The 13,257-nt window shown below is 63.0% G+C and carries 15 protein-coding genes; 7 read left to right on the forward strand and 8 right to left on the reverse strand.

Translation table 11 applies throughout. The features are described 5' to 3' along the window. Window positions 1–4: 4 nt before the first annotated feature. On the reverse strand, window positions 5–1,051 hold the full coding sequence (locus F3H87_RS14900; RefSeq protein WP_149787376.1) for a dipeptidase: 1,047 nt from the start codon (window positions 1,049–1,051) through the stop codon (window positions 5–7). Between the two features lie 124 nt (window positions 1,052–1,175). Between F3H87_RS14900 and F3H87_RS14905 the strand changes: the two genes are divergently transcribed. Both F3H87_RS14905 and F3H87_RS14910 read left to right on the forward strand, forming a co-directional pair. Next, window positions 1,176–2,276 carry an alpha/beta hydrolase gene (locus F3H87_RS14905; protein ID WP_188129160.1) on the forward strand — a complete coding sequence of 367 codons (1,101 nt, stop codon included), beginning with the start codon at window positions 1,176–1,178 and terminating at the stop codon, window positions 2,274–2,276. A gap of 67 nt (window positions 2,277–2,343) precedes the next feature. After that, window positions 2,344–3,507 (forward strand): MFS transporter, encoded by a 1,164-nt coding sequence (locus tag F3H87_RS14910; protein ID WP_149787675.1) that lies wholly within the window; start codon window positions 2,344–2,346, stop codon window positions 3,505–3,507. Here the strand turns inward: F3H87_RS14910 and F3H87_RS14915 are convergent. Genes F3H87_RS14915 through F3H87_RS14925 form a run of 3 tightly spaced genes read right to left on the reverse strand, consistent with a single transcriptional unit; the run spans window position 3,490 to window position 5,767 of the window. Then, window positions 3,490–4,071: a Smr/MutS family protein gene (locus tag F3H87_RS14915; RefSeq protein ID WP_149787374.1), complete on the reverse strand. Its 582-nt coding sequence runs from the start codon at window positions 4,069–4,071 to the stop codon at window positions 3,490–3,492. The genes F3H87_RS14910 and F3H87_RS14915 overlap by 18 nt on opposite strands. After that, on the reverse strand, window positions 4,068–5,105 hold the full coding sequence (gene mltA / locus F3H87_RS14920) for a murein transglycosylase A (protein ID WP_149787373.1): 1,038 nt from the start codon (window positions 5,103–5,105) through the stop codon (window positions 4,068–4,070). Before mltA ends, F3H87_RS14915 begins: the two co-directional genes overlap by 4 nt. Beyond that, window positions 5,105–5,767, reverse strand: a complete 663-nt coding sequence (locus F3H87_RS14925; protein ID WP_149787372.1) for a Tim44/TimA family putative adaptor protein — start codon at window positions 5,765–5,767, stop codon at window positions 5,105–5,107. Before F3H87_RS14925 ends, mltA begins: the two co-directional genes overlap by 1 nt. A 101-nt stretch (window positions 5,768–5,868) precedes the next feature. On the opposite strand from F3H87_RS14925, the gene F3H87_RS14930 reads away from it, so the two are divergent. Then, entirely contained in the window at window positions 5,869–6,390 is a 522-nt protein-coding gene (locus F3H87_RS14930; RefSeq protein WP_149787371.1) for an FxsA family protein, read from the forward strand. Between the two features lie 63 nt (window positions 6,391–6,453). Then, window positions 6,454–6,942 carry a protein-export chaperone SecB gene (secB, locus tag F3H87_RS14935; protein WP_149787370.1) on the forward strand — a complete coding sequence of 163 codons (489 nt, stop codon included), beginning with the start codon at window positions 6,454–6,456 and terminating at the stop codon, window positions 6,940–6,942. A 4-nt stretch (window positions 6,943–6,946) separates the two neighbouring features. On the opposite strand, the gene dnaQ is transcribed toward secB, so the two are convergent. Genes dnaQ through F3H87_RS14955 form a run of 4 tightly spaced genes read right to left on the reverse strand, consistent with a single transcriptional unit; the run spans window position 6,947 to window position 9,687 of the window. Beyond that, window positions 6,947–7,675 carry a DNA polymerase III subunit epsilon gene (gene dnaQ, locus F3H87_RS14940; protein ID WP_149787369.1) on the reverse strand — a complete coding sequence of 243 codons (729 nt, stop codon included), beginning with the start codon at window positions 7,673–7,675 and terminating at the stop codon, window positions 6,947–6,949. Next, a complete protein-coding gene (gene coaE / locus F3H87_RS14945; RefSeq protein WP_149787368.1) occupies window positions 7,668–8,261 on the reverse strand; it encodes a dephospho-CoA kinase in 594 nt (197 codons plus the stop codon). The genes dnaQ and coaE overlap by 8 nt, the downstream gene beginning before the upstream one ends. Further along, window positions 8,258–9,091, reverse strand: a complete 834-nt coding sequence (locus F3H87_RS14950; RefSeq protein ID WP_149787367.1) for a shikimate dehydrogenase — start codon at window positions 9,089–9,091, stop codon at window positions 8,258–8,260. The genes coaE and F3H87_RS14950 overlap by 4 nt, the downstream gene beginning before the upstream one ends. Further along, complete coding sequence (locus tag F3H87_RS14955) at window positions 9,088–9,687, reverse strand: Maf family protein (protein WP_149787366.1); 600 nt, start codon at window positions 9,685–9,687, stop codon at window positions 9,088–9,090. Before F3H87_RS14955 ends, F3H87_RS14950 begins: the two co-directional genes overlap by 4 nt. 409 nt (window positions 9,688–10,096) lie before the next feature. Between F3H87_RS14955 and F3H87_RS14960 the strand changes: the two genes are divergently transcribed. The 3 genes from F3H87_RS14960 to mnmE all read left to right on the forward strand — a co-directional run bounded on the left by F3H87_RS14960 (window position 10,097) and on the right by mnmE (window position 13,250). Next, complete coding sequence (locus tag F3H87_RS14960) at window positions 10,097–10,546, forward strand: CopD family protein (protein ID WP_149787365.1); 450 nt, start codon at window positions 10,097–10,099, stop codon at window positions 10,544–10,546. 130 nt (window positions 10,547–10,676) lie between these two features. Continuing rightward, complete coding sequence (gene rho, locus F3H87_RS14965) at window positions 10,677–11,948, forward strand: transcription termination factor Rho (protein ID WP_149787364.1); 1,272 nt, start codon at window positions 10,677–10,679, stop codon at window positions 11,946–11,948. A 27-nt stretch (window positions 11,949–11,975) separates the two neighbouring features. Beyond that, the gene (mnmE, locus tag F3H87_RS14970; protein WP_149787363.1) at window positions 11,976–13,250 is read left to right on the forward strand and encodes a tRNA uridine-5-carboxymethylaminomethyl(34) synthesis GTPase MnmE; all 1,275 of its coding nucleotides are present in this window, start codon (window positions 11,976–11,978) and stop codon (window positions 13,248–13,250) included. The last annotated feature ends 7 nt before the right edge of the window (window positions 13,251–13,257 follow it).

Consider the following 13,257-nt stretch of genomic DNA (forward strand, 5'->3'; position numbering starts at 1 on the left):
CCGGTCAGGGCAGGGTGCGTTCGAGGAAGCGCAGCCAGTTTTCGTGGCACAGCTTGACGATCAGTGCGTCGCCATAGCCCGCGTCGAGCATCCGCCTGACCAGAACCGGCAGGTCGGCGGCGCTGTCCAGCCCTTCGGGCATCGGGGCGCCGTCAAAATCCGAGCCGAGACCGACATGATCCTCGCCCGCCATTTCGATCATCCGGTCGAGATGGGCGATGGCGTGATCCAGCGCGCCTGCGGCGTCGCGCCGTCCATCCGGGCGCAGGAACACGGTGCCGAAATTCAGCCCCGCCATGCCGCCGGTTTCCCCGATCGCGCGAAGCTGATCGTCGGTCAGGTTGCGGGCCGAGGGGGAAACCGCGTGTGCGTTGGAGTGGGTGGCCACCAATGCCGCGCCTTCGCCGGCGACATCGTAAAACCCCTTCATCGTCATGTGGCTGCAATCCACCACCATACGGCGGGCCACGCATTCGCGCACCAGCGCGCGGCCGGCATCCGTCAGGCCCGGCCCGGTATCGCCATCCGAGGGGTAGCGGAACGGCACGCCATGCGCAAAGGCGGTGGGCCGCGACCAGACCGGCCCGACCGAGCGCAGGCCAAGGTCGTAAAGCGTATCCAGCCCTTCCAGGTCCGGGCCGATGCATTCCGCGCCCTCCAAATGCAGGATCATCGCCATCGGATCGCCGGCGTTCCACGCGCGGCGCAGTTCGGCCCCTGACTTGCACAGCCAGACCTGCCCCGCCTTGTCCAGTTCCTGCGCGATACGGGCCTGCCCCTCGATCACGCTCCACGCTGTCGCGCGATCCATTTCCGGCGGCAGCGGCGTGTCGTAGGGCGGGTTGTCGAAGATCGCGAAATCGAGGCCGCGCGCCTGATCCAGCGCGAACATGGCAAAGAAGCCGCCGCCGAAGCCGCCCGCCTGCGCGCGCGGGATGGTGATATGCCCCGGCCCGGGCGCGGCGAAGCTTTCCGTTGCGGGCCGGTCGCCACGCCACAGGCGCAGCAGCGCGTCGTTATGGCCATCGAATACACGGATCTGTTCGGTCATGGCACCCCCTTGCCAGTCACTGTGGCAAGCTTGTCCGATTCCCGCCGCGATGACCATGGCCCACTGGCAATCATCCGGCGCGCGATCTAACTTGCGGCCAAACGCCCCTGAGGAGTCGGGCCGGATGCGCCGCGTAATCTTGATAAGCCTGGTGTTCCTGATCGCGGCCTGCGTGGATCGCGGTGCCACCGTCATCGTGCCCGAGGCGCTGAATATCGGCACGATCCGCGAAGTGCATGTCGCAACGCTGCGCGCGCCGAACGAACAGGGCTGGTTCGGGCGCGAGCGGGCGAAGGAGCTGTCGTTTTCCACGATAGCGGTCTCGGTTCCGCCCGAACACCGGCCCGGAAAGGTGCGGCCGGGCCTGGCGCGGCCCGATCCGCGCCGCGATTTCACAGTGGCCGCCCGCGAAGACCTGGAGGGCGACGATGCCTTTACCCGGCGTATCCGCGCACGGCTGCAGGCGATGCCACCGAATGAGCGCGAGATCACGGTTTTCGTCCATGGCTATAACAACAGCTATCTCGACGGCGTTTATCGGATGGCGCAGCTTTATCACGACCTCGAACTGCCGGGGGTGCCGGTGCATTACTCGTGGCCCAGCGCGGCGAACCCGCTGGGCTATACCTATGACCGGGACAGCGTGCTTTACGCGCGCGACGGGCTGGAACGGATGCTGCGCGACCTGCGGCAGGCAGGGGCGCGGCAGATCATCCTTGTCGGCCATTCGCTTGGCACGATGCTGGTTATGGAAACGCTGCGCCAGATCGAGATACGCGAACCCGGCTGGTCCGAGCGTGCGCTTGGCGGTGTGATCCTGATTTCGCCGGATCTGGATGTCGAACTGTTCGAGATGCAGGCGCGGCGCATCGCGGAATTGCCGCAGCCTTTCGCAATCTTCGTCAATACGCGCGACCGGGCGCTGGCGCTGTCGTCGCGCCTGAACGGTGCCAGCGCACGGCTGGGCAACCTGACCGATCCCGACGCGCTGGCACAACTGCCGGTGACGCTGATCGACGTTACCGCCTTTGCCGAGGGCGGATTGCGGCATTTCACGTTGGGAAACTCGCCGCTCTTGTTGCAGATCCTCGGGCAGAGCGCCGAGCTGGACGCGGCGTTCCAGCTTGACCGCGCGGGACAGTCGGGGCTGTTGCCCGGCACGATCATCACGGTGCAGAACGCCACGCAGCTGATCCTGTCGCCGCATCTTATCCTGCAGGACTGACAGGGTGGTCCGGGGGCTGGATTTCTTTCGGCTGAACGCAACGTGGTTGTCGACCGGGGCGTTGCTGATGTTCCTGTCGAGCTTTGGCCAGACGTTTTTCATCTCGCTTTTCGCGGGCGAGATACGCGCCGAGTTCGGGCTGAGCCATGGGGAATGGGGCGGTATCTATACGCTGGGCACCACCGCGTCCGCGGCGATCATGGTATGGGCCGGTGGCCTGACCGACCGGTTCCGCGTGCGGACACTGGCGCCGGTGGTTCTGATCCTGCTGGCGGGGGCCTGTGTCTGGATGGCCACGGCGCAAAGCGCGTGGATGCTGCCCGGCGTGATCCTTGCGCTGCGGTTCTGCGGGCAGGGGATGACAAGCCATGTGGCGGTGGTGGCGATGTCGCGCTGGTTCGTGAAGACGCGGGGGCGCGCCCTGTCGGTGGCGCTGCTGGGTTTCTCGGTAGGCGAGGCGCTGTTGCCGATCGTCTTCGTATCGCTGATGGGTCCGGTCGGATGGCGCAGCCTGTGGCTGGTCGCGGCGGGCATGGCGGTGCTGGGTATTCCGATCCTGATCGCGCTGTTGCGGAACGAGCGCACGCCGCAATCCATGGCGCGCGACAACCAGGCGCCGGGCATGGATGGGCGGCACTGGACCCGCGGCGAGGCGTTTCGCCATCGCCTGTTCTGGCTGATGGTGCCCGCCCTTCTGGGGCCGGCCGCGTTCAACACCGCATTCTTTTTCCAGCAGGTGCATTACGCCGGGGTCAAGGGCTGGGCGCATATTGAACTGGTGGCGCTGTTTCCGCTGTTCACGGCGATGAGCATCGGCGCGATGGTGATCTCGGGCTGGGCGCTGGACAAGTGGGGCACCGCGCGGCTTATGCCGTTTTACCAGCTGCCGATGGTGGCGGCGTTCATCGCGTTTTCGCTGGCCACCACACCGGCGGGCGCGCTGGTGGGGTTGTTCTTTCTGGCGATGACGACGGGTGCGAATGCGACACTGATCAACGCGTTCTGGGCCGAGTTCTATGGCACCGGCCATATCGGCGCGATCAAGGCGATGGCGGCGGCGGTTATGGTCCTGGGGTCGGCCATCGGGCCGGGGATCACCGGGGTGCTGATTGACCTCGGCGTCGGGATCGAGGTGCAGTATCTGGGCGTCGCGGGCTATTTCCTGGTTGCATCCGCGCTGATGACCATCGGCGTCCTGAACGCGCGGCGGGATCTACCGGTGGCGGCGTAGATAGACGTAATAGGCCCCGTCGCCGCCATGCGAGATATGCGCGGGCGACACTTGCAGCACCGCCTGCGCCAGCGGCGGCATCGACAGCCATTGCGGCGCCTGATGCTTCAGAACACCGCGCCGCACCGGGATCGGGCCGTCGCCGTCGCGATCCTTGCCCTTGCCGGTAATCACCAGAACCAGCCGCCGCCCCTTGGCATGCTGGGTGAGGATGAACCGGGTAAGTGCGGGATGGGCGCGGTCCAGCGTCATGCCGTGCAGGTCGATCCGCGCCTCGGGCGACAGTTTGCCCTTTTTCATGCGGCCGAACGTCTTGCGATCCATCGCCACGGGCGACAGTTCCAGCGCATCGCGCAGGCCGGGCGCAAGGTCGTGGGTGCCGCCGATCGGCTGGGCGGTCTGGCCAAGCGTGAAATCGGGGATGCGGGTCTTGGGCTGCTTTTCCGGCCGGGGTTTGGGGCGCGGGCTGTCCTTCGGGCTGCGTTCGGGATGGAGGCGCTGTGTCGTGTCGGCCACCTTGCGCCACAGGTCGATTTCGTCGGGGCGCAGCCTGCGCCGGCTCATTGTTCGCCCTCGGGCAAAAGGGCATAGGCGCGCTGGATCGGCAGCAGGACCAGCATCCGGCCCGGATCGCGCAAACGCCCCGCGGCGCGGCCGGCCAAATCGCCGGTGCCGAAAAAGATATCCGCCCGCTGCGCGCCCTTGATGGCCGATCCGGTATCCTGCGCGATCATCAGGCGGTGCAACGGGCTCTCGCCGCCCTTTTCAACCCAGACCGGCGCGCCCAGCGGCACATAGCGCGGATCGACGGCCACCGTGCGCATGGTCGTGACCGAGCGGTTCATGGCGCCGAGCGGGCCCCGTTCGGCAGGCACTTCGGACACCTCACGAAAGAATACGTAGGATGGGTTGTGCCGCAGCAGTTCCTGCCCTTCGAGAGGGTTCCGGCTGACCCAGCTTTTGATCACCTGGGCTGAAACCTGGTGCGGCTGGTAGACGCCGCGCCGCACAAGCTCGACCCCGATCGAGCGATAGTCGTGCCCGTTCGACCCGGCATAGCCGACGCGGATGGTGCGCCCGTTCGGCAACCTGATCCGTCCCGAGCCCTGCACCTGCAGAAAGAACAGCTCGACCGGGTCGTCGACCCAGGCGATTTCAAGCCCGCGACCTTGCAGCAGGGGACCTTCCTCGATCTCGCGCCGGCTGAGCCATTGCGCGGTGCGCCGCGCCTCGGGCGGCATCCGGTAGACGGGATGACGAAACCGGCCATCGGCACGCAGGCTGCCATCGAGTTCGGGTTCGAAATAGCCGGTGAACAGCGCGGCCTGCCCGTCCTCGATCAGGACCGGACGAAAGAACAGTTCGAAAAAGGCGCGGGGGTTTTCGATATTGTCGGCCACCGCGCACAGGCTTTGCCAGTCCGGCGCATCCATATCCATGCAGGTGTTGCGGAAGACGTCGAGGGCGGCGGCGTGATCGTCATCGTCCCAGCCGGCCAGATCCGGGAAATCAAGAACCTTGTATGTAGGTTCGGCACTGGTGGCGGGCGATGTCATGACCAGCCCCGCCAGAAGGGTCGCCCACAGCGCCGCACGCATCACTCACCCGTGGCGACCAGTTGCCAGTTGGGATCGTCGCTGCCCATGACGCGGGCAAAGGTCCAGACGTCGCGCTGGCGCTTGATCTCGTTCGGCTTGCCTTCGACGATTTCGCCCGCGTTGTCGCGCACGACCGATGTCAGCTCACCCACGAAGCGCACGCTTATCTCGGCCTCTTTGGTGGTGTCGTCGAACGTCGCTTCGGCAAGGGCCAGTTCGCGCAGGCCGACGAAATCGGCCTCGATCGTCAGGCCCTGCCCTTCGCGTACTTCGACCACTTCGGCGAAAGCTTCGTAGATATCCTGCGACATGAACGGCTTGATCCCGGCCAGGTCGCCGCGTTCGAACCCCATCAGGATCATCTCATAAGCGCCACGCGCGCCCTGCAGGAAATCGGCCACCGAGAACGAGGGCTCGATCCGCTTCATCGCGGCCAGCGCCCTGGCGGTTTCGCTGCCTTCCTCGGCATGGTCGGTGATGTCGTGATCGGGCCCGCCCTCGATCACCGCGAAATCCGGGCGCCGCGCCTCGTCCCCGGAACGGTTCACCTGCGACGGCGGACGTTCGAACCCCTCGCGGGTGCCCAGAACGCTTTTGAGGCGCAGGATCAGGAACACGGCGATGCCGGCCAGAACCAGAAGCTGAAGAATGGGGTTGTTCATCTTATCCTCTTAGCGGGGCATGGTAACGGGCACTTACCGCACCTATGTAGGTGACGCACCGGGCCAAGTCCACCGCGCGACCCGGCAAAAAGGAGGGTCATATGTGGCTGTTGCTGGCGTTCATCGCCGTTCCCATCATCGAGATCGCCCTGTTCATACAGGTCGGCGGGGCCATCGGCACCTGGCCGACGCTGGGGATCGTGGTGTTGACTGCGGTGATCGGCACGATGCTGATGCGGGCGCAGGGCGCGCTGGCGATGCAGGATCTGCAACGGTCCTTCAACGAGCTGCGCGACCCGACCGAGCCGCTGGCCCACGGGGCGATGATCCTGGTGGCGGGCGTGCTGCTGCTGACACCAGGGTTTTTCACCGACGCGCTGGGGCTGTCGCTGCTGATCCCGCAGGTGCGCAAGGCGGTACTGGCCTATATGCGGAGCCGCGTGCAGGTGCACAGCGTTCATTTCGGCCCCGGGGGTCCACGCCCGCGCGATCCCTACGATCCCCGGCATCCGGGGCGTGACGATATCATCGACGGCGAGTTTCACGAAGTTGACGAAGGTGCCGCCCATGTCGAACCGCCCAAGCGCCCGACGCACAAACCGTCGGGCTGGACCAAGCATTGAGGCGCCGGGGCCATCCTGTTAAGACAGCGCGCAAGTTCCGCAACGGTTTGGAGATAACGACACATGGCCGATAACCAAGGCGCGCAACAGGCGCCCCAGGTCAAGATGAACATCCTGACGCAATTCATTCGTGACCTGTCCTTCGAGAATATCCTGGCGCAAAAGGGCGTGCAGGGCGAGGTGCAGCCCGACGTTCAGGTGCAGGTCAACCTGGATGCCAAGAAGCGCCCCGCCGATCACCAGTTCGAAGTGACGATCAAGCTTCAGGTGGAATCCAAGGCCAAGGACAGCGATGCGCGGCTGTTCCTTATTGAGCTTGAGTACGCCGGCATCTTCCATATCGAGGGCGTGCCTGAGGATCAGATGCACCCTTTCCTGCTGATCGAATGCCCGCGGATGCTGTTCCCGTTCGTGCGGCGGATCGTGTCCGACGTGACGCGCGACGGTGGCTTCCCGCCGCTGAACCTGGAGAATATCGACTTCGTTCAGCTTTACCGCAACGAATTGCTGCGCAGGCAGCAGGCGCAGGGCAACAACAAGGCCGACGCCTGACGCCTCAGCCCAGTTTCGACCACAGCGCGCCGTCGCCCATCGCCTTGACAAAGGCGTCATGGGCGGCGGCCTCTTCGTTGGTAAGGCGCGACGGCAGCGGCGCCGGTCGTGGTTTCGGCTTCCATACGGGTGCGCCGGTATCGCCGCTGTCGGTGGTAACGGTGGCAAGGCCGAAATCGGGTTGCCGCCCGCCGATCAGTTCAAGATAGACCTCGGCCAGGATCTCGGAATCGAGAAGCGCGCCGTGCAGCGTGCGCGACGAATTGTCGATGCCGAACCGCCGGCACAGCGCATCCAGCGATGCCGGCGAGCCGGGAAACTTCTTCCGGGCGATGGCCAGCGTGTCGACGGCGCGCACCCATTCCAGTTCGGGCAACCCTATCCAGCGCAGTTCGGCATTCAGGAATTTCATGTCGAAGGCGGCATTGTGAATGACCAGCTTTGCGTCGCCGACAAAGTCGAAAAACGCCTGCCCGACCTGTTTGAACACCGGCTTGTCGCGCAGGATCACCTCGCCATCCCTGGGCGGGCGGGGATTTATCAGAAGATCCGGGCCGATGCCGTGAATTTCGAAGGCACCGTCGGGCATGTCGCGTTCGGGGTTGATATACTGGTGATAGGTCCGCCCCGTAGGCATGTGGTTGAACAGCTCGATCGCCCCGATCTCGACGATCCGGTCGCCCTGATCGGGTTCGAACCCCGTGGTTTCGGTATCCAGAACGATCTCACGCATGTTTCATCCGTTTTCTTATATCGGCAATGACATCCTGCACCTGTTGCTGCGCGTGGTCCATGCTGTCAGTGACAATAACGTAATCGGCGCGCGCACGTTTTTCGGCATCCGGCATCTGCTTGGCGCGGATGGTCTGATACTGGTCCTCGGTCATAGTGCCACGCGCCAGAACCCTCTCACGTTGTGTGTCGGCGTCGACCGAAACGACGGCCACCGCATTCATACGCGCATCGCCGCCGGTTTCGAACAGGAGCGGAATGTCAAACACCAGGATATCGGATGTGGCTGTCTCGATGAAAACCGCGCGATCCTGCCCGACAAGCGGGTGAACGATCTGCTCGATCCGTTTCAGCGCCGCGGGATCGCGGCCGATGATCTCTTTCAGCCGGTCACGCGACACGGCGCCATCCACGATCGCGTCGGGAAAGGCGGCCTGCATCGGCGCGACGGCGGCACCCCCGCGGGAGTAAAGCCGGTGCACGGCGGCATCGGCATCCCAGACGGCGCATCCCGCCTCGGCGAAAAGGCGGGCGGTGGTCGATTTGCCCATGCCGATAGACCCGGTAAGACCCAGACGAAAGCTCATCGCAGGGCCGCTGCCCGTGCTGCGGCATCGACCGTCGGGCGCATCCCGAACCAGCGTTCGAAGGCCGGCACCGCCTGATGCAAGAGCATCCCCAGCCCGTCGACCGTGACGCAGCCCATTTCCTCGGCCACCCGCAACAGGCGGGTTTGCAGGGGCGCATAGACCAGATCGGTCACGACCGCACCCTTGCGCAAACCGTCCAGCGGCACACGCAGTTCGGGTTTGCCGACCATGCCAAGGCTCGTGGTGTTCACGATCGTGGTGGCCTCTTCCAGCATGTTGCCCGCCTGCACCCAGTCGACGACCTTGAGCCGCTTGCCGAAGTCCTGCTGCAGCGCCTCGGCACGGATGCGGGTGCGGTTCGAGATCAGGATTTCCGGCACCCCCACGTCAATAAGCGATGCGATGACCGCGCGCGCCGCGCCACCCGCGCCAAGAACCGCGGCCGGACCGGCCTGCGGGTTCCATTGCGGGGCCCCCTGGCGCAGGTTTTCGACAAATCCGTAACCGTCGGTATTGTCGGCATGGATCTTGCCATCCTTGCGAAAGATCAGCGTATTTGCCGCCCCGATCAGGATTGCACGGTCGGTGATCAGGTCCGCGATCTCCATCACCTTTTCCTTGTGGGGCACGGTGATGTTCACACCCACGAACCCGGCCTTCGGCAGCGTGGTTATGACCTCGCGCAGGTTTTCGGGCGCGACGTCCATCGGGATGTAATAGCCGGGGATGCCATAGGTTTTCAGCCAGTGGCGATGCAGCTGCGGCGACTTGGAATGCGCAATGGGCGAGCCGATCACACCGGCCAGCGGAATACGCGGTAACGTCATTGTTGCAAATCCCCCCGCAACGTCAAATAGGACAGAAGTTCAAGTAGTGGCATACCCAAAACCGTAAAATAGTCGCCTTCGACCCGTGAGAACAAGCGCACGCCTTCCTCTTCGAGCTTGTAGGCACCCACGCTGTCGGAAATGCCGGGCCAGTTGCGTTCGAGATACCCGTCAAGGAACGCGTCCGAGAAATCGCGCATCATCAGCCGGACGGTTCCCACGAAACGCCAGATCGGTTGCCCGTCTTCGCAGATCACGGCAGCCGACAAAAGCTGGTGGCGTTTACCCCGTAACGTGCGCAGCTGATCGCGGGCATCGTCACGCGATGCGGGTTTCGCAAGAAGACGGTTGTCGAAGCTCAGCACCTGGTCGCAGCCGATCACCAGCGCGCCGGGATTGCGATCGCTGACCTTGCGCGCCTTCAGCTCGGCCAGGGCATCGGCGATATCGCGGGCCGCGGCGCCCTCGGCCAAAAGCGCGTCGCGCACCATATCCTCGTCCACGCGCGCGGCCTGAACGTCGAATTCGACGCCTGCCTGTGTCAGCATCTTCCGGCGGATCGAAGAGCCGGAGGCCAGTATGATCTTTTGCGCCATGTGGATAATTCCGTGGGGAAGTTTAAGGATTTCTTAAGGAAGATGGCGGGGTAAATCCACCGCTCCTGTTCAGACGTGGAAAAATGGGCATTTCCAGCCCGTCTCATGCCAAGTTCCTCACCTGTGAAAAGGATAAGTGGCAGGTTGTCGACAGTTCGGTTTATCCGGGATTATGAACCTGACTTTCCACAGGTTTCAGTCGATAAGTAACGATGTAAGCCACTGTAATAATTATTCAATTACGATTTATCCCCGATATCCAAACCTGGTGGATAGTCTTGTCCGACCTGTGGGAAAACCGGGGGTAACGTAGTAATCCACCGATGGTCCGGTCCCCAACAAAATCATCATCTCTTTCTTTATAAAAATATTAATATTAAGGATGGCCGGGCTGACCGGAGGCCCGTGAATGTCTGACCTGCTTGCAATCCTGTATCCGTGGAACAAGGCCATTCATATCATGGCCGTGATCACCTGGATGGCAGGGATATTCTATCTGCCCCGGCTGTTCGTCTATCACGCGGAGCAGGCACAGACCGGCGATGTGAAGGACGAGGTGTTTCGCATCATGGAATACAAGCTGCTGCGCTATATCATGAACCCGTCGATGATCGTGGTGTGGGTGTTCGGGCTGGCGCTGGTGTTCACCCCGGGGATCGTGGATTGGGGTATGATCTGGCCCTGGACCAAGGCGGCGTCGGTTCTGGCGATGACGTGGTTTCACATGTGGCTTGCCGCGCGGCGCAAGGATTTTGCCGCGGGGAACAATCGGCTTGCCGGGCGGCGCTATCGCATGATGAACGAGTTGCCGACGATCCTGATGATCGTGATCGTGCTGTCGGTGGTCATCAAGTTCTGAGTCCATTTGACTCATGCCGCGCACGGGCGTAAAAGCGCGATCAAGCTGCCCGTCCGGGTGGATGTTTTCCATTCAAAGAACTGACCATGGGCTGCGCGCGGCGCGGCCGGTCGTGCAAGGTGTATCCCAAATGTCCGAGAACCGTCTGAACCTGGCCGAGCTGAAGGCGAAAAGCCCCAAAGACCTTTTGGCGATGGCCGAAGAGCTTGAGATCGAGAACGCCTCGACCATGCGCAAGGGCGAAATGATGTTCCAGATCCTCCGCGAAATGGCGGATGAGGGGTGGGAGATCGGTGGCGATGGCGTGCTGGAAGTGCTGCAGGACGGGTTCGGTTTCCTGCGCTCGCCCGAGGCAAACTATCTGCCGGGCCCCGATGACATCTATGTTTCGCCCGACATGATCCGCCAGTATTCGCTGCGCACGGGTGACACCGTGGAAGGTGTGATCAAGGCGCCGGACGACAATGAAAGGTATTTCGCGCTGACCAGCGTGAACCAGATCAATTTCCAGGAGCCGGACAAGGCCCGTCACAAGATCGCGTTCGACAACCTGACGCCGCTTTATCCCGATGAGCGCCTGAAGATGGAGATCGAGGACCCGACGATCAAGGACCGTTCGGCCCGTATCATCGACCTGGTGGCGCCCATCGGCAAAGGCCAGCGGTCGCTGATCGTCGCGCCGCCGCGGACGGGTAAGACGGTTCTGTTGCAGAACATCGCCCATTCGATCGAAACCAACCACCCCGAGGTGTACCTGATCGTTCTGCTGATCGACGAACGCCCCGAGGAAGTGACCGACATGCAGCGCAGCGTGAAGGGCGAGGTGATTTCCTCGACCTTCGACGAGCCTGCGACGCGGCACGTCGCGGTGTCGGAAATGGTGATCGAGAAAGCCAAGCGCTTGGTCGAGCATAAACGAGATGTTGTTATTCTTCTCGACTCGATCACAAGACTTGGTAGGGCCTTCAACACCGTCGTGCCGTCCTCGGGCAAGGTTCTGACCGGTGGTGTGGATGCGAACGCCTTGCAGCGACCCAAGCGGTTCTTCGGTGCCGCGCGGAATGTCGAGGAAGGCGGATCGCTGACCATCGTCGCGACCGCGCTGATCGACACCGGCAGCCGGATGGACGAGGTGATCTTTGAAGAATTCAAGGGCACCGGCAACAGCGAGATCGTTCTGGACCGCAAGGTTGCCGACAAGCGCGTGTTCCCGGCCATTGATATTCTCAAATCGGGCACGCGGAAAGAGGATCTGCTGGTCGATAAATCGGACCTGGCCAAGACCTATGTCCTGCGCCGCATCCTGAACCCGATGGGCACGACGGATGCGATCGAATTCCTGATTTCGAAGCTCAAGCAGACCAAGACGAATTCGGAATTCTTCGATTCGATGAACACCTGACGCGCCGACGGTGCCGAGGTTTGACCGATGGACACAATTTTCGCCCTTGCCACCGCACCCGGCAAGGCCGGGGTCGCGGTGATCCGCGTTTCCGGTCCGCAGGCTTTCGCGGCCTGTGAAAAGCTGTCCGGGGGCGTGCCGGAACCTCGTCGCGCCAGTCTGCGGCGGTTGCGCGATCTGTCGGGCGATACCCTGGACGAGGCATTGGTTCTTTGCTTTGAAAAGGGGCGCAGCTTTACCGGCGAAGATGTGGTTGAGTTTCAGTGCCACGGGTCCGTGGCGATCACCTCGGCTATTCTGCGGACCCTGGGGCAGGTTGACGGGTTGCGAATGGCCGAACCGGGCGAGTTCACGCGCCGGGCGCTTGAAAGCGGGCGTCTGGATCTGACCCAGGTCGAAGGATTGGCGGACCTGATCGAATCCGAGACCGAGGCGCAGAGGAAACAGGCGCAACGGTTGTTGGACGGTGCGATTGGCGATCAGGCGGAAATCTGGCGCCGTGATCTGATCCGCGCGGCGGCTTTGCTGGAAGCGACGATAGATTTCGCGGACGAGGATGTGCCGGAGGATGTTTCCGACGAGGTTCTGGCGCTTGTTGCAAAGACACGGGCCGCGATATCGGAGCAGCTGAGAGGGATTGACGCTGCCGAGCGTGTGCGAACGGGGTTTGAGGTGGCCATCGTCGGGGCGCCGAATGTAGGAAAATCAACGCTTCTGAACGCCCTTGCGGGGCGCGAGGCAGCGATAACCTCGGAATATGCGGGCACGACCCGGGATGTGATCGAGGTTCGGATGGATCTTGGTGGATTGCCGGTCACCGTTCTGGATACCGCCGGTATCAGGGAAACCGTGGATCACGTGGAGGGTATTGGTATCGCCCGTGCGCGTGAGCGTGCACAATCCGCTGATCTGCGTGTTTTCCTGGTGGACGATGCGCCGCCTGAATTGGAGCCCATGCCGCAGGATATTGTGGTGCAGGCCAAGGCCGATCTGCGGGGAGAAGGCGTATCCGGGCTGACCGGGCAGGGCGTGGGGCAATTGGTAAGCGATATTACCGACCGCCTGAAGGATCAGGCTGCGCAGGCGGGGCTGGCAACGCGGGAACGTCACAGGCTTGCATTGGCACGGGCGATTTCTGGCCTCGAACTGGCCGAGGACCATGTCAGAATCGGTGGGATGCAGTACGATCTGGCAGCGGAAGAGTTGCGAAATGTTGTCCGGTCCCTTGAATCCTTGCTTGGGCGGATAGATGTGGAAAATCTGCTGGATGAAATCTTTGCCAGCTTTTGTCTTGGGAAGTGAGGAGTGT

Origin of the sequence: Lutimaribacter pacificus (genome assembly GCF_900142185.1) — a bacterium.
Lineage (GTDB): Bacteria > Pseudomonadota > Alphaproteobacteria > Rhodobacterales > Rhodobacteraceae > Lutimaribacter > Lutimaribacter pacificus.

Excerpts from the sequence above, each read along its gene's own strand:
- F3H87_RS14900 (WP_149787376.1), bottom strand. The coding sequence starts at position 1,051 with ATGACCGAACAGATCCGTGTATTCGATGGCCATAACGACGCGCTGCTG.
- F3H87_RS14905 (WP_188129160.1), top strand. The coding sequence starts at position 1,176 with ATGCGCCGCGTAATCTTGATAAGCCTGGTGTTCCTGATCGCGGCCTGC.
- F3H87_RS14910 (WP_149787675.1), top strand. The coding sequence starts at position 2,344 with ATGTTCCTGTCGAGCTTTGGCCAGACGTTTTTCATCTCGCTTTTCGCG.
- F3H87_RS14915 (WP_149787374.1), bottom strand. The coding sequence starts at position 4,071 with ATGAGCCGGCGCAGGCTGCGCCCCGACGAAATCGACCTGTGGCGCAAG.
- mltA (WP_149787373.1), bottom strand. The coding sequence starts at position 5,105 with ATGCGTGCGGCGCTGTGGGCGACCCTTCTGGCGGGGCTGGTCATGACA.
- F3H87_RS14925 (WP_149787372.1), bottom strand. The coding sequence starts at position 5,767 with ATGAACAACCCCATTCTTCAGCTTCTGGTTCTGGCCGGCATCGCCGTG.
- F3H87_RS14930 (WP_149787371.1), top strand. The coding sequence starts at position 5,869 with ATGTGGCTGTTGCTGGCGTTCATCGCCGTTCCCATCATCGAGATCGCC.
- secB (WP_149787370.1), top strand. The coding sequence starts at position 6,454 with ATGGCCGATAACCAAGGCGCGCAACAGGCGCCCCAGGTCAAGATGAAC.
- dnaQ (WP_149787369.1), bottom strand. The coding sequence starts at position 7,675 with ATGCGTGAGATCGTTCTGGATACCGAAACCACGGGGTTCGAACCCGAT.
- coaE (WP_149787368.1), bottom strand. The coding sequence starts at position 8,261 with ATGAGCTTTCGTCTGGGTCTTACCGGGTCTATCGGCATGGGCAAATCG.
- F3H87_RS14950 (WP_149787367.1), bottom strand. The coding sequence starts at position 9,091 with ATGACGTTACCGCGTATTCCGCTGGCCGGTGTGATCGGCTCGCCCATT.
- F3H87_RS14955 (WP_149787366.1), bottom strand. The coding sequence starts at position 9,687 with ATGGCGCAAAAGATCATACTGGCCTCCGGCTCTTCGATCCGCCGGAAG.
- F3H87_RS14960 (WP_149787365.1), top strand. The coding sequence starts at position 10,097 with ATGTCTGACCTGCTTGCAATCCTGTATCCGTGGAACAAGGCCATTCAT.
- rho (WP_149787364.1), top strand. The coding sequence starts at position 10,677 with ATGTCCGAGAACCGTCTGAACCTGGCCGAGCTGAAGGCGAAAAGCCCC.
- mnmE (WP_149787363.1), top strand. The coding sequence starts at position 11,976 with ATGGACACAATTTTCGCCCTTGCCACCGCACCCGGCAAGGCCGGGGTC.